The following is a 15,102-nucleotide window of genomic DNA, read 5'->3' as shown; positions in this document are numbered from 1 at the left end:
TGCGGCCGAGACCGTCTTATCGCAATCATTTTACTTCCTTGCCTGCATCTTATTCATTTGCTGATCTTATATTTTTTTATATTTTTAATAATGACACAAAGTCGCGAATTTGCAACAATCCCTGTTCCTTGGTTTCATTGTCCCGCAGCAGCGGCAAATTCTCTTCGATTTTGCGAACGATTGCGCTGCCGACGACGACGCCGTCGCAAATTTTGGAGAAACGCTCCGCTTGTTCCCGATTGGAGATCCCGAAGCCGACGGCGACGGGAAGATCGGTCTGCGCTTTCACGGACAGGATGAATTCATCCACGTTCTGATGAAAAGAGTTCCGCTCCCCGGTGACGCCAAGCGAGGAAACGCAATAAATGAATCCTCTCGCATGGGATAAAATTTTCGCGATTCGGCTTTCGGACGTAGGGGCCACGAGCGGAACAAGCAGGACACCCGCCTGATCGGCAAGCCTGAGAACCTCCTCCGATTCCTCAAACGGCAAATCCGGAATAATCAGTCCGCTGATTCCGGCGTTCTGAAGCAATTGGAAGAACCGGTCAAGCCCGGTTTGGAGCACGGGATTGTAGTAGGTGAAGAGCACGAACGGCATACGTACGCCTCGTTCTCTCGCTTTCACCGCCGTTTCGATGCAAGTCTCGATCGTAATCCTGCGGACAAGCGCCCGCTCGGATGCCCTTTGGATGACCGGACCGTCCGCTAACGGATCGGAGTACGGAACGCCGAGCTCCAGAATGTCGGCGCCGGCCCGCTCCAGTTCCACGATAATATCCACTGTCGTTTCCGGGTCCGGATCCCCGACCGTGATAAACGGGATCAACGCCGTTTTCCCGCTTTCCTTCAGCTTTGCAAACGTCTGTTCCATCGCATTTACGGCAGCTCCGTTCATTGCTCAGCGCCTCCTTCGGTATAGGCCATGATCGACTCGACGTCCTTGTCGCCGCGGCCGGATAAGCAAATGACGATGATATCGTCCTTGTTCATTTCCGGTGCGAGCTTCACGACTTGGGCAACCGCATGAGCCGATTCAAGCGCCGGGATGATGCCTTCCAGCCGGCTGAGCAGCTGCAGAGCGTCCAAAGCCTCCCGATCCGTAATCGGGTAATACTTTGCCCGTTCAATATCTTTCAGGTAGGAGTGTTCCGGTCCGATTCCCGGGTAATCAAGCCCCGCCGAAATGGAATGTGCCGGCTGCACTTGTCCATGAGCGTCCTGAAGCAAGTAACTCATGGAGCCCTGGAACACGCCCTTCGTTCCTTTGGTCATCGTCGCCGCATGATATTCCGTGTCCACGCCTTTACCTGCAGCTTCAACGCCGACCAGCTTCACGTCCTTATCTTCCACAAACGGATAGAACATCCCGATCGCATTGCTCCCGCCGCCTACGGCAGCGACGAGCATATCCGGCAACCGTCCCTCCGCCTGAAGGATTTGCCGGCGCGTTTCGTCTCCGATAATCCGCTGAAAATTGCGGACCATCATCGGATACGGATGCGGGCCGGTTGCGGATCCGAGAATATAAAAGGTGTCATGCACGTGGCTGACCCAGTAACGGAGCGCCTCATTGCATGCGTCCTTCAACGTGCGCGTGCCTGAAAGCACCGGCACAACCTCCGCCCCGAGCAGTTTCATCCGGAATACGTTGAGCTGCTGCCGTTTCGTATCTTCCTCGCCCATGAACACTTTGCATTCCAGCCCGAGCAACGCCGCTACCGTGGCCGTAGCCACGCCGTGCTGTCCCGCCCCGGTTTCGGCGATGACCTTCCGCTTACCCATCCGTTTGGCCAAAATCGCCTGACCGATCGCGTTGTTAATTTTATGCGCTCCCGTATGGTTAAGGTCTTCGCGCTTGAGATATATTTTTGCTCCGCCAAGATGCTCGGTCAAACGCTCCGCATAATACAGCGGCGTTTCACGCCCGGAATACTGCTTCAGCAAATAGTCGATTTCCGCCTGGAATTCAGGGTCGTCCTGAAACTTCCGGTACGACTCCTCCAGCTCGATCAACGCGTTCATCAAAGTTTCCGGTACATAGCGTCCTCCGAAAGGGCCAAAGCGGCCATGTTCGTCCGGTACCTGCCTATTCTGTGTCATGTTCCCCTTCACCCTTTCCACAAATGCCGCGATTTTGGCGATATCTTTAACTCCGTCACTTTCAACGCCGCTGGATACGTCGACACCGTCCGGGGACATCAAAGCGATCAGATCCCCGACATTGCCGGCATGCAGACCTCCGGCGGCCAAAAACGGAATCCCCCGCTGTTTGGCCCATTTCCGGTAGGGTGCCGCCTGTTCCCAGGCAAAGGCTACCCCTGACCCGCCTCCGTAATGCGGATCGTACGTATCAAGCAAAATTCCGTCGATAGCTCCTTCGTACGCCGCAACTTCCAAATCTCCATGAAGCTTGCCGTCGCTTTTCACGGAAAAGGCCTTGAAGACTTTCACGCCGAACCGGTCCTTGATTTCCCGGCAATACGCCGGACTCTCCGACCCGTGCAGTTGTAAAATATCGAGCCGGACCTTGTCTATAATAGCTTGCAGCTCCTCCATGGAGGGGTTCACGAACACGCCGACGCTCTCCGGGATACCGCCTGATTGCCAGGTTTTTAGCACCCCCGCCATCTCTGCAGCCTGCGAACCGGAAACTTGGCGCTTGCTTTTCGCAAATACAAAGCCGACGTAATCGACCGGCAAGTTTATCATAGATTTTAGCACTTCAACGCTTTGAAGTCCACAAATTTTTACGGATGTTTCACTCATTCGAGGATAAGCTCCCTTCGGGCTCCGGAGTGGAAGAACCGTGCAAAACCGGTCCCATCAACTCGAAAACCCCCTCTTCGACACGTTCCTTGCGCATGAACGTTTCGCCGATCAAAACGCCCCTAGCCTTTGCTTGAATCAAATAATCGATGTCTTCCTTTGTCCGAATGCCGCTTTCGCTGATCAAAGTGACGTCATCCGGCACCAGCTCCGACAGCCTGGCCGTCGTCTCGAGCGTAGTTTCGAACGTCCGTAAATTCCGGTTGTTGATTCCGATGAGTTTGGCCGAGCCGAGGCTAAGCGCACGCTCCAGTTCCTCGCGGTCGTGCACTTCCAGCAGGGCATCCAAACCCAAAGCGGCGGCGGTCCGCAAATATTCGCGAAGCTGGGCATCGCTCAAAATCGCGGCAATCAGCAGCACAGCGTCCGCTCCCATCAATCTCGCCTCGTAGATTTGGCGTTCGTCGATAATAAAATCCTTGCGAAGCAGCGGAACGTCCACCTCGGCCCGAATCGCCGTCAAATACGCGGCGCTTCCCTGAAAATACTGTTCATCGGTCAGCACGGAAATGCAGTCTGTGCCCGCCCCCACATAGCTTTTGGCGATGCTTACCGGATGAAAATCGGGACGGATCAGCCCTTTGGAAGGCGAGGCCTTCTTCACTTCGGCGATCAATCCAAGCTCTCGCTTGCGTCCTTGCGTCAGCGCCCGGTGAAATCCCCGGGTCGGCTCCATGTCCCCGATCGCACGCTCCGCCTCGGCCAGCGAAAAGCCGGTGGCCAATCGTTCCACTTCGTGTTTCTTCGTCTCTACAATCCGATCAAGATACATAGCCCAGTTCCCCCGTTGTTTGAATAAGCTGATCCAGCTTGGCATAAGCCTTGCCGGAATCGATCGATTCGGCGGCGATGATGACGCCTTCGCGGATGCTGTCCGCAAGTCCCGAAACGTAGATGCAGGCTCCCGCGTTGGCCAGAACCACGTCGCGGTACGCCCCTTTTTCCCCTTGAAGCACCCGGCGGATAATATGGGCGTTCATCGTAGGATCGCCGCCCATCATTTCCTCCAGCCGGTAAGTTCGAAGGCCCAAATCCTCGGGCGTAATTTCATAACTGCTTACATTTCCATCCTTCAGTTCCGACACTCTGGTCGGCGAAGAAATGCTGATTTCATCCAATCCTTCCGCGCTCGTTACGACGAGGGCCCGTTTGGAACCCAGTTCGCGAAGCACGCGCGCAATCGTTTCCGTCTTTCTGCCGTCGTAAATGCCAAGCACCTGACGATCGGCGCCGGCCGGATTGGTGAGAGGTCCAAGCATATTAAACACCGTTCTTACACCAAGCTCTTTCCGGGGCGCGGCGGCATGGCGCATCGAAGGATGATACAGCTGTGCGAACAGGAAACAGATGCCGATGTCATCCAGGCATCGCTTCGCTTGTTCGGCGGTGAGTTGAATATTCACCCCCAGCGCTTCCAGCACGTCCGCGCTACCGGCCCGGCCGGAAGCGGATCGGTTGCCGTGCTTCGCGACCCTGACCGACACCGAAGAGGCGACGATCGCGGACGTCGTGGAGATATTGAACTTATGAATGCCCGATCCGCCCGTTCCGCAGGTGTCCAACAATTGGCGCGGCTCCGTAATCAATCGGCTGGCATGCATCCGCATCGCTTCCGCAAAGCCGGTGATCTCATCCACCGTCTCCCCCTTGATCCGCAAAGCCGTCAGGAGGCCCCCGATTTGCGCCGGCGTCGACTCGCCGCTCATGATCGCCTCCATAATGCCCCGCGCTTCAAGGCGTTCCAAATCATGGCCTTCAATTAAGCGTCCTAGCCCTTTTTGCACCGTTTCCTGTCCGTTCATCGCCCTTCTCCTCTCTTAAATTATCCTTTCGGCATATATTCGTAAAGGTAATCCTGATTAATCAAACTATCGGTCTTCGGTGGAGCCGGAAACATCTGTTCCGCCGTCCTGATGGCGGTCAGCAGCGCCTTCGCCTTGTTGACCGATTCCTGGTATTCGTTTTCCGGCACGGAATCCCAGACGATGCCTCCTCCGGCTTGCACATATGCTTTGCCCTTTTTGAACACGATCGTACGGATCGTGATGCAGGAGTCCATATTCCCGGAGAAGCCGAGATAACCGATGGCTCCCGCATAGGTGCCGCGGGCCTCATTTTCCAATTCGGCGATAATTTCCATCGCCCTCAGTTTGGGTGCGCCCGACACGGTTCCCGCAGGCAAACAGGATAGAAATGCGTCGAAGAAGTCTTTGTCCCTCGCGAGTTTCCCGGAAACCTTCGAAACCATGTGCATGACATGCGAGTAACGCTCGATCTCCATATAGGAATCGCATTTGACCGTACCAAAATCGGAAACCCGGCCCAGATCGTTGCGGCCCAGATCGACCAGCATCAGATGCTCGGCACGCTCCTTTTCATCCTTCAGCAGCTCGGCTTCCAGCCTTGCGTCTTCTTCCTCCGTCTCCCCCCGGGGCCTTGTGCCTGCAATCGGTCGCGTCTCCACGACATCCCCCTCGACTTTCACAAGCGCTTCCGGCGAGGTACCGACAATAATTTCGTCGTCCATTTTGAGATAGTACATGTAAGGGGATGGATTCATTGTCCGGAGCACCCGGTACACGTGAAGCGGATCGACCTCGGTTTCGATATGGAAACGCTGGGAAAGCACTACCTGAAAAATATCGCCGGCCCGGATGTACTCCTTCCCTTTTTCCACATTTGCGATAAACTGCTCTTTGGTCAGGTTGGATTTTACATCGCCGAGATCCACCTTCCCGGGAATCGGCCTCCGGTTGAAGCTTTCGCCCGGTCCCTCCTGCTGCAGCAGGTTCGCCGCCTCATCCAGTTTTCGTTCCGCTTCCGCGTATGCCCTGCGGATGTCGTCGTCCTTATCGCCTTCCTTGATATGGACGTTGGCCACGAGCATGATCCGCTGTTTGACATGGTCGAACACGATCACCTGGTCGCAAAACATGAACTGCATATCCTGCAACCCCAGGTCGTCGACACGGTGCGCCGGAAGCTTCTCGTAATACTGAAGCAGGTCGTATCCGAAAAATCCGATCGCTCCGCCGGTAAACGGCGGCAACTCGGGAAGCTCCGGGCTTCGGTAGCTTCTCAGCACTGCTTTTAATTCATCCACCGGGCGATCCGACCTTACCGTTTCCCGAACGCCTTGCCGTTCCATGACAACCTCGCCCTTTTTTGCGGTCATCATCAGAAATGGATCCGTTCCGATAAACGAATAACGGGCCCAATTGACGCCTCCCTCCACGCTTTCCAGCAAAAATGCCCTTTCCCGCTGGGCGATTCTGCGGAAAATGCGGATCGGGGTTTCCATATCGGCGAGCAGCGTCCGGACGACGGGAATCAGATTGTAGTCCTTGGCCATCGCGATGACCTGTTCAGCTTGCGGGGTTGTCATTACAGCTCACTTCCTTTTCGTGGTTATAAAACAAAAAAACCTCTACCGAAGTAGAGGTTTGCATCATATGCTTAAGTTAGCATGAATCAAAAATGCAACGGCAAAACGCCGATTCCCGCCATATCCGTCTTATCCCGAATACGACAACTGCATTCTTGTTCCGCCCGGCAATCCGCTCGGCTCAACTCAGCTCTACTCCGCTAAACTCTACTCTACTCAACTCAACTTGAACATTGCCAGGCCCGTTGTCTCTGTCCGGCACTCCTGCCGGTCACGAAACTCCGCCCTAAAAATCTTAAAATTAATATACCTTATATCCTGCCGGTTTGGCAACATAAAAAACAAAAAACGTCGCCAGATCGGGATTACGATTCCGAAGAAGTCGCCAAATCCGGACGCAGGCTTTGCGCCTCGTTCAAATAAACGTGCTTCATTTCCCGCTGCCCTTTGGTGGTGTTCACCTGAATCAGCAGGCGGATGCATTTGGGAAGCCCGCCTTTGACCGGAATCTCCGTCGAACACATCAAAGGGACCATATCCCAGCCGCTCAACGCCCGGATGGCCCGCGCCGGAAACGTCGCATCCAGATCGGGTGTAACGGTAATCCAGACACTGCAGATGTCCTCCGGCTCGATTTCATTCCGCTCGACGACCTCCTTCAGCATGGCAGCCGTAGCTTCCAAAATATCCGACTCTTCGTTGCGGGCAACGGTCGTCGCGCCGCGAATTCCCCGGTTATACACGCTGTGCTTCCTCCTTTAATTCCCGAATGACCCGGCGAACCTCATCCACCGTGACATCCGATACGATTTCCACCTTCCCGATGGACTGCGGGAGCACGAACACGATCTTTTGCTCCTTGAATTTCTTGTCGTGCATCATCGCGCCGATTACGGCATCTTCATCCAAATGAACCGGCATGACGGTCGGCAATCCGAACCCTCGTAAAATCCCCGTTGTCTCTTCGTAAAGGGAACGGTCTGCGCCCCTGTTCACCGAAATCAGCGCCGCAGCTGCCATACCGATCGAAATCGCCTCGCCGTGCAAAAACTCGCCGTAACCGCCGATCGCTTCAAGCGCATGCCCTAAGGTATGCCCCAGATTCAAAATGGCCCGTAATCCGAGCTCCCGTTCGTCCTCCGAAACGACCTGCGCCTTCACTTGGCAGCCTTTTGTAAGCCCGTATTCCAACGCTTCGGAATCCAAGGCCAGCAGGTCCGCCGTGTGCTCTCTGCACCATTCGGCAAATTCGGCATCCCAGATCAAGCCGTGCTTGATCATTTCGGAAAGCCCCGCGCGGACTTCGCGGTCCGGCAAGGTTTGTAAGGTAGCCACATCATACAATACCATTTCCGGTTGATGGAAAGCGCCGATCATATTTTTAGCCAGCCTGTGGTTGACTGCCACCTTGCCGCCTACGCTGCTGTCATGCGCCAGAATCGTCGTCGGCATCTGCACGAACGCAACGCCGCGCATGTAGGAAGCCGCCACGAAGCCGGCCAGGTCGCCGACGACGCCGCCCCCGAGCGCAACGACCGCGGAACGGCGGTCCAAGCCTCCCTCGATGGCCGTCGTCATGACTTCCTCGAACACGTCCAGCGATTTCGACTTTTCGCCGGCTTTGACCACCTTGCTGACGGTACGGTATCCACTATTCGCAAGGGCATTCTCCACCTGTTTCAGGTATAACGGTGCGACGTTGTCATCCGTGACGATCAAGACCGGGCTTTTTTTGCTCAATTGATGCCGTTCAAAGTACGCTCCAGCTTCGCCCAGCAGTCCGCCTCCGATATAAATCGGGTAAGACCGTTCTCCCAAATCCACCTGAAGCGTCCGCATCAGTAATTCTCCAATTGAGCTTGGTAGCTCTTGTAATTGCGTTCGATTTCATCCATCGAATCGCCGCCGAATTTCTCCAGGAACGCCTTGGCCACTTCCCATGCCACCACATGTTCAAGCACAACGCTCGCTGCCGGTACGGCGCAGGCATCGGAGCGCTCAACCTGAGCCGCAAACGCCTCTTTCGTATCGATATCCACGCTCTGCAGCGGTTTGTAAAGCGTCGGAATCGGCTTCATCACGCCGCGGACAACGAGCGGCATTCCGTTCGTCATTCCGCCTTCAAACCCGCCGAGACGGTTGCTTGCCCGGTGGTATCCGCGCTCTTCGCTGTACAGGATTTCGTCATGGACCTTGGAGCCCGGAAGTTTGCCGGCTTCGAAACCGATGCCGATTTCCACGCCTTTGAAAGCGTTGATCGACATAACCGCTTGGGCGATTCGGCCGTCAAGCTTGCGGTCGTATTGGACATGGCTGCCGAGTCCGACAGGAACGCCTTCCACGATGCACTCTACGATCCCGCCGATGGAATCGCCCTCTTCCTTGATCCGGTCGATATAAGCTTCCATCTTTTTCTCGGTTTCGGCATCCGCGACGCGTACGGAAGATTCCTCCGTTACCCTGGCAAGTTCATCCAGCGGCAAATTGTGGGCCGGTGCCTCGATTTCCCCAATCCGGATCACTTGTCCGGCAATCTTAATTCCGAAATTCTCGAGGAACTGCTTGGCTATCGCGCCGACCGCCACGCGAATGGCCGTCTCGCGGGCACTGGAACGCTCCAGCACATTGCGAAGATCCTTCAGATTATATTTGAGTCCGCCGTTCAAATCGGCATGTCCCGGACGAGGGCGGTGTACCCGGCGTTTCTCTTCATCCGTACCTTCGATCGGTTCGATATTCATAATATTGCGCCAGTGCGTCCAATCGTTGTTGGCAACGACAAGCGCTACCGGTGCGCCGGTCGTATAACCGTGACGTACGCCGCCGACGATTTGGGCGGTATCTTTCTCGATCTGCATCCGCCGGCCTCTGCCGTATCCTTTCTGGCGGCGGGCCAGTTCGAAATTCAGGGCCTCGAAGTCCAGTTTCAGGTTGCTGGGCAGGCCTTCAATAATGGCGGTAAGCTGGGGACCGTGCGTCTCCCCTGCGGTTAAATAACGTAAAGTCATGATGATGCGTTCCCCCTTTAAACTGTTAAACTGTAAAGAGCTAAAATCCGATAATTCTTCTGCTCATTATAGTATAGGACCTTCCTTTTGACAAGAAAGTTAAACCTCCCCCGGTTTTGAAATTACATATAAAAACACGCCATCCCTTCAGCCTGGCGGCAAAAGAAACGGCGTACCCGAAAACGGAATTATTTAACGTAAAAGCGGTGGATGTACCGCGAAAAGTCATACATTGCCGGTTGCCTTGCGGCTGTTGAAAAGCGGGCTCCGCTCCGATTCGTCCGGATCCGGGACATCGCCGAGCAGACCTACCATCTGCGCATTCTCCATACCGAGAATTTGGGCGCATTCCTGCAGTGTAAGGAAACCCCGCCGATAAGCGTCGATAACCTTTCTTTTATCCATAAGCTTTCCTGGCCTCCCTAATCCTGTTGTCAGTCATTATAGGGAAAATAGGGTGGTTATATACCCGGGCTTAAGCTTTTTTTCGGTAAAAGAACGTATCCGCGGGCTCCAGCCCATACTGCGACGGGGAAAAGATTTGCTCCGTGCTGCCGACAAACAAAATGCCGCCTGGACGCAATGCCTTAGCGAATTTATGATATAAATCATGCTTCGCTTTTTCCGTAAAATAAATCATGACATTTCGGCAAACGATCAGATCGAAATTATCTTCAAACGGATCAAGCAGCATGTTTTGTTTCTTAAACGTCACCGCAGCTTTCAATTTCTTATCAAACCGGAAGACCGCTCCTTCCGGAGTAAAATATCGTCCGGCCACATCCTTGGGAATGTCCTTTAGCGAGCGATCCAGATATAGGCCTTCCGCGGCTTTTGCCAAGGCCCCTTCATCGATATCGGTCGCAAGCAGATATGTATTCTGCAGAAGACCCATGTCCGCCAAAATCATCGACAGCGTATACGGTTCCTCGCCGGTAGAGCAGGCCGCGCTCCAAACCCGAAGCCTCGATTTTCCTGACGACAGACTTGGCAGCACGGTATCCCTGAGCACTTCCCAACGATTCGGATTCCTCCAAAATTCGGATACGTTGATCGTCATCTTATCCAAAAATTCATAAAATAATGACTTGTTCGCTTGCATCGCCGAAAAAAACGCATCAAAAGTTAGGAACCCGTTCTTGTTACGGAGCGTCGTCAACCGGCGCTTCATCTGAGCTTCCTTATATTGCGCCAAATCAATGCCGGTGCTTTTCTTGATGTTCTGTATAAATCCGGTGTAATCGGGATCCGGTGCAACCGTTTCCGACTCCGTTCCGGCCGCTTCGCGGTTACGAATCATATCCATGGGGCAATGCTCTTTTCATACCCGACGAGCTCTTTAGGTTCAAAGAAGTTGGTGATCTCTCTCTCCGCACTCTCCACCCCGTCGGAACCGTGAATCAAATTAAACGGCGTATGGGCCGCGAAGTCGCCGCGGATCGTGCCGGGCGCAGCCTCGGTCACTTTCGTTTTGCCGATGACCGCTCTTGACAAAGTTACGATGTCGTCGCCTTCCCATACCATAGCGAAAACCGGTCCGGAAGTAATAAATGATACCAGATCATCAAAAAAGGGTTTCCCTTCATGCTCCGCGTAATGCCGTTTTGCCTGTTCCACCGATACTTGTACAAGCTTTCCGGCCACCATCTTGAAGCCCTTGTCCTCAAACCGGCTAATAATTCTGCCGATCAATCCACGCTGTACTCCATCCGGTTTGACCATTAAAAATGTACGTTCCATCGTTCTCCTCCGATCTAGGCAACATCGATAATTGCAACATCACCCGTATTCTAACAGAAAAGACGGCCGATGATAAGGCTTCCGCAGACGAATTTGCCTAATAAGATCGCTTATTCACAAAAACAGCAATATCTTTCAAATGGGTTCTCCATTTATTCTCCGGCAAGCAGTCCAGCGCATCCATCGCCTTGGCGATAAATCGATCCGCCAGTTCTTCCGCCCGGCGGATTCCGGAGCTCGAGACGATCATGTCAATGGCCCGCGACGCGTCGGCATTCGCTCCCTGCTCCCTGACGAGAGCTATTTCCTTTAGCAGCCGTTCCCTCAGGTCCGGCTCCTGCAGGGCAAAGATGACCGGAAGCGTAATGTTCCCTTGACGCATATCGCTCCCGGGCGGTTTGCCGATGCTTTTCTCCGTGCCGCATAAATCGAGCAAGTCGTCCCGGATCTGAAACGCCATGCCGACATTGTAGCCGTAGCGGTAAAGCGCGTGATGCACTTTCGCCGGCGCGTCCGACGCAAGAGCTCCGAGCTGGCAGCTGATCGCGATCAAGAGCGCGGTTTTGCGGCGGATCCGCAGCATATAGTGGCGCACCGATTGCCCGGTGTTGAAAAAGTCACGAATCTGCTCCATCTCTCCCACCGACATTTGCACCATCGCTTTGGCCAAAATCCGGTGCAGTTCGGGATACTCCAGTTTGGTCGCCAGCATCAGCGCTTTGGCATAAATATAATCGCCCGTGTACATGGCGACCTTGTTGTCCCATTTTGCTTTGACGGTCGGCTTGCCGCGCCGAGTACCCGCATCATCGATCACGTCATCATGCACAAGCGAAGCCGAATGGATCAGTTCCAGCGGAACCGCCACATGCTGCAGCTTGTCCAGATCATACGTGCCGAATTTACCGCCCAGCAGCACAAAGATAGGACGAAGCCGCTTTCCCCCGGCTTTTAGCAGGTGCATAGACGTTTCGCCGAGCAGTTCCTCATCGCCATCGATGCTCCGGTACAACTGCCGTTCGATAAAATCCATATCCCTTTTCAGCGCCCCGAAAATATCCATTAATTTCATTCTTTCACCCGTGTCCGTGTATTGTCACTCCAGATATCCATCCGGACCTCGTCCGGCAGAAGCCCCATCTCGTGTGCGTAAGAAAAATATAAGGCCAATCCTTTTTGCCGCTGTTCACTAAAATCATAGCATAAGTTGCTAAAGTAATGCTGCCAGTAATCCGCCGTCCCTCCGATTTCGCTGCACGCTTGATCGACGAGCGGCTTCAAATCCGCAAGGCTCTTCCTTTTGCTGTCCGCAAAGGCGGAGGAAACGCGCGACAAAAATGCGGGATTCTCGTCGGCAAACGTCCTTTGCACCGCCCAAACGGCAAAGGTCATGCCGTAACCGGTCCATTGTTTCCAGATTTCCCCCAAATCGGTGACGATATAACCGTGATCCCTCCAAGACGCTTGGATCGCATGGTCTCCGATTAAGAGCGCAGCGTCGCTATTCTCCATCATCGTATCCAGTACAGGCTCACTATCCCAATATACCGGCTTGCCGCCATATGCCTTTTCCATAATGATTTTCAGCAGATTTACGGAGGTGGCCGAAGTGTTTGTTAACGCGATCCGGCCGTTTCGAATCTGCTCCGGCGGTTTCCGCGAAAAAAGCAGGATGGAATTTACCGGACCGTCGGAGCTGACGGAAAGGTCCGGAAGAAGCATGAACCGTTTTGCGCCATAACCGAATGCAAACGAGGAAACCGGCGATATATCGAGCGTGCCGCCAAGCATTTTCCGATTGAGCAGCGAAGGCACCTCGGTCACCAGCGTCGCCGGCTCGGGCAAATCCGCCGTCTTGAAATGATGGAATATGGGCCATACGTTGGTGTACTTGATTTTTCCGATGAGGATGTCGTCATTCTCTCGGTTGTTCACTGTGATCCCCCCATCTGGTAAAAAGAGCGTGTTCGATCCCCAGATTATCCATTACCTTGCCTACCAAAAAACGAACCAGGTCATCGATGGTCTCAGGTCCGAAGTAAAATGCGGGCATTGCCGGAATCATCCGCACGCCAAGTCTGGACAGCTTCAGCATGTTCTCCAGATGTATCGCGTGCAGCGGCGTCTCGCGGGGAACGAGTACGAGAGGCCTTGCTTCCTTAAGCATGACATCCGCGGCGCGGGTCATTAAATTGTCGGAGCTTCCGCTCGCAATCGATGATAGCGTACCCATGGAGCATGGCATAATCACCATCCCATCCACGATAAAAGACCCGCTGGCAATCGATGCGCCGATATCACCGATCGGGTGATAAAAATAACGGCCCGGCATCCCTCCGAACTGTTCACGGAGCACGGAATCCCGATCCGTCGTTTCCCAGCCCAATTCCTCTTTGATTACCCGCCATCCCGCGTTCGAAATAACGAGATGTACCGTCATTCCGAGACCGAGCAGCGTTTTGACCAGCGTCACCCCATAAATGGATCCGCTCGCGCCGGTGATCCCGACAACGAGCGATTTTACCGCGTTTCTGTTGTTCATCAAGAATGACGCACCACCAAATCGATGAGCGTGAAAGTAAATACGACGATGCTGAGCACCCCGTTCATCGTAAAGAAAGCCGTCTGGAGGCGGCTAAGATCGCTCGGAGAAACGATATAATGCTCGTAGAACAAGATCAGGTATGCGATCAGCATCCCGATGATGTACCACCATCCGAGATCCGTCATCAAAAGAAGAGCAACGTAACCGACTGCCGTTAGGATATGAAACGCTTTTGCGATCCAGAGCGATTTGGCAACACCGAAACGAACCGGAATCGAGTACAGGCCTTCCTTCTTGTCAAAATCGACATCCTGACAGGAATAGATGACATCGAAACCGGCAACCCAAAATGCGATCGTTACGAAGAGCACCATCGCCGTCGCATCCACTTTGCCAGCCACGGCGACCCAACCGCCCAGCGGGGCGAGCGCGATCGTAAAACCGAGGAAGACGTGGCAAAGCCATGTAAAACGCTTGGTGTAAGAATATAGGACGAGCATAATAACGGCGATCGGCAGCAGCTTCATCGCGAGCGGATTCAACTCGGCGGCGGCCCAGAACAGCAGTGCGAAAGAGATGAGAATAAATAGGACGACCTCTCCGATTTTGAGCAGACCGGCCGGAATCGCCCGGTTCGCCGTACGCGGGTTTTTGGCGTCGCTGACGCGGTCAATAAGCCTGTTCAATCCCATCGCGGCGCTGCGTGCGCCGAACATGGCCAGGAGAACCCAACCGATTTGCGCCCATGAAGGAAGCTGATGCGAAATGGCGACCGATCCTAGCAATGCGCCCATGAACGCAAACGGCAATGCGAATACCGTATGTTCAAATTTGATCATCTGCAAAAAAATATTGGCTTTTCTAAACATCTGTCTTCTCCTTCATCCCTATATGTAAAGCGGCGATTCCTCCGGTCAAAGCATGTGCTTCTACCCGGGTGAGCCCGGTTTCCCGGAAAATTTGCGCCAGTTCGTCCCTACCGGGAAACTGAACGAGCGAATCCGGAAGCCATTTATATTGTTCATACCGCTTGGCGATCAATTTTCCGAGCATCGGAAGGAGATGTTTGAAATAGAAATAATAAAGACCTTTGAACGGCTGCCAGGTCGGCTTGGACAATTCCAAACACACGACCATGCCTCCGGGTTTAACGACCCGTTTCATTTCATGGAGTACCTGCCGGAGATCCGGAACGTTTCTGAGGCCGAACCCGATCGTCGCATATTGAAACGAATTGTCATCAAACGGCAATTCCATCGCGTTTCCCTGAACTAGGGTAATTTGCGACTGCAGCCCGTACTCCGTGATTTTCCGGCGCCCGATCTCCAGCATATTGTTGCTGAAATCAAGCCCCGTAATGCTGCCACCGCTCGTCTGGGCCATGCTGATGGTCCAATCGCAGGTCCCGCAGCAAAGATCGATGGCCGTGTCCCCAGGGGACATGTTCATTTTCTTCATCGTAAACTTGCGCCAGGCCTTATGCCTGCGAAAACTCAATATATCGTTCATGATGTCGTATTTGGGAGCAATGCTCTCGAAGACGGAATGAACGAATTGTTCTTTCGGTTTAGAAGATGAACTGTTCATATTCCACC

Annotated in this window: 16 protein-coding genes and 1 pseudogene; all 17 read right to left on the bottom strand. The window is 53.9% G+C overall.

Features of this window, described 5'->3' with window-relative positions; all coding sequences use genetic code 11:
- Positions 1–76: 76 nt before the first annotated feature.
- Positions 77–898, bottom strand: coding sequence for a tryptophan synthase subunit alpha (trpA, locus tag ACSFXJ_RS11220; RefSeq protein WP_435925267.1), 822 nt, complete (start codon positions 896–898; stop codon positions 77–79).
- Positions 895–2,103 (bottom strand): tryptophan synthase subunit beta, encoded by a 1,209-nt coding sequence (trpB, locus tag ACSFXJ_RS11215; protein ID WP_435925741.1) that lies wholly within the window; start codon positions 2,101–2,103, stop codon positions 895–897. The genes trpA and trpB overlap by 4 nt, the downstream gene beginning before the upstream one ends.
- Before the next feature lie 27 nt (positions 2,104–2,130).
- Positions 2,131–2,769 (bottom strand): annotated as a pseudogene (locus tag ACSFXJ_RS11210) (phosphoribosylanthranilate isomerase); the annotation flags it as partial.
- Positions 2,762–3,601: an indole-3-glycerol phosphate synthase TrpC gene (gene trpC, locus ACSFXJ_RS11205; protein ID WP_435925266.1), complete on the bottom strand. Its 840-nt coding sequence runs from the start codon at positions 3,599–3,601 to the stop codon at positions 2,762–2,764. The gene trpC and the pseudogene ACSFXJ_RS11210, both read right to left, overlap by 8 nt.
- Positions 3,591–4,631 (bottom strand): anthranilate phosphoribosyltransferase, encoded by a 1,041-nt coding sequence (gene trpD, locus ACSFXJ_RS11200; protein ID WP_435925265.1) that lies wholly within the window; start codon positions 4,629–4,631, stop codon positions 3,591–3,593. Before trpD ends, trpC begins: the two co-directional genes overlap by 11 nt.
- 20 nt (positions 4,632–4,651) lie before the next feature.
- Complete coding sequence (trpE, locus tag ACSFXJ_RS11195) at positions 4,652–6,214, bottom strand: anthranilate synthase component I (RefSeq protein WP_435925263.1); 1,563 nt, start codon at positions 6,212–6,214, stop codon at positions 4,652–4,654.
- A gap of 365 nt (positions 6,215–6,579) precedes the next feature.
- Positions 6,580–6,957: a chorismate mutase gene (gene aroH / locus ACSFXJ_RS11190; RefSeq protein ID WP_435925261.1), complete on the bottom strand. Its 378-nt coding sequence runs from the start codon at positions 6,955–6,957 to the stop codon at positions 6,580–6,582.
- Positions 6,950–8,053 (bottom strand): 3-dehydroquinate synthase, encoded by a 1,104-nt coding sequence (aroB, locus tag ACSFXJ_RS11185; RefSeq protein WP_435925260.1) that lies wholly within the window; start codon positions 8,051–8,053, stop codon positions 6,950–6,952. Before aroB ends, aroH begins: the two co-directional genes overlap by 8 nt.
- A complete protein-coding gene (gene aroC / locus ACSFXJ_RS11180) occupies positions 8,053–9,222 on the bottom strand; it encodes a chorismate synthase (protein WP_435925258.1) in 1,170 nt (389 codons plus the stop codon). The genes aroB and aroC overlap by 1 nt, the downstream gene beginning before the upstream one ends.
- Before the next feature lie 225 nt (positions 9,223–9,447).
- Positions 9,448–9,627, bottom strand: a complete 180-nt coding sequence (locus tag ACSFXJ_RS11175) for a hypothetical protein (protein WP_435925256.1) — start codon at positions 9,625–9,627, stop codon at positions 9,448–9,450.
- Between the two features lie 70 nt (positions 9,628–9,697).
- Positions 9,698–10,528 carry a CheR family methyltransferase gene (locus tag ACSFXJ_RS11170; protein ID WP_435925254.1) on the bottom strand — a complete coding sequence of 277 codons (831 nt, stop codon included), beginning with the start codon at positions 10,526–10,528 and terminating at the stop codon, positions 9,698–9,700.
- Positions 10,519–10,962 (bottom strand): nucleoside-diphosphate kinase, encoded by a 444-nt coding sequence (ndk, locus tag ACSFXJ_RS11165; protein ID WP_435925252.1) that lies wholly within the window; start codon positions 10,960–10,962, stop codon positions 10,519–10,521. Before ndk ends, ACSFXJ_RS11170 begins: the two co-directional genes overlap by 10 nt.
- 97 nt (positions 10,963–11,059) lie before the next feature.
- Positions 11,060–12,034, bottom strand: a complete 975-nt coding sequence (locus tag ACSFXJ_RS11160; RefSeq protein ID WP_435925251.1) for a polyprenyl synthetase family protein — start codon at positions 12,032–12,034, stop codon at positions 11,060–11,062.
- A complete protein-coding gene (locus tag ACSFXJ_RS11155) occupies positions 12,031–12,897 on the bottom strand; it encodes a menaquinone biosynthetic enzyme MqnA/MqnD family protein (protein WP_435925250.1) in 867 nt (288 codons plus the stop codon). Before ACSFXJ_RS11155 ends, ACSFXJ_RS11160 begins: the two co-directional genes overlap by 4 nt.
- Positions 12,878–13,504, bottom strand: a complete 627-nt coding sequence (locus ACSFXJ_RS11150) for a UbiX family flavin prenyltransferase (RefSeq protein ID WP_435925740.1) — start codon at positions 13,502–13,504, stop codon at positions 12,878–12,880. The genes ACSFXJ_RS11155 and ACSFXJ_RS11150 overlap by 20 nt, the downstream gene beginning before the upstream one ends.
- Positions 13,504–14,376 (bottom strand): UbiA-like polyprenyltransferase, encoded by an 873-nt coding sequence (locus tag ACSFXJ_RS11145; protein ID WP_435925248.1) that lies wholly within the window; start codon positions 14,374–14,376, stop codon positions 13,504–13,506. The genes ACSFXJ_RS11150 and ACSFXJ_RS11145 overlap by 1 nt, the downstream gene beginning before the upstream one ends.
- A complete protein-coding gene (locus ACSFXJ_RS11140) occupies positions 14,369–15,094 on the bottom strand; it encodes a demethylmenaquinone methyltransferase (protein WP_435925246.1) in 726 nt (241 codons plus the stop codon). Before ACSFXJ_RS11140 ends, ACSFXJ_RS11145 begins: the two co-directional genes overlap by 8 nt.
- Positions 15,095–15,102 lie beyond the last annotated feature (8 nt).

The organism is Paenibacillus salivarius, from assembly GCF_051307165.1.
Taxonomy (GTDB): Bacteria; Bacillota; Bacilli; order Paenibacillales; family Paenibacillaceae; genus Fontibacillus.
Note: the sequence above shows the minus strand (reverse complement) of the source record. Positions and strands in the feature narration are given on the sequence as shown.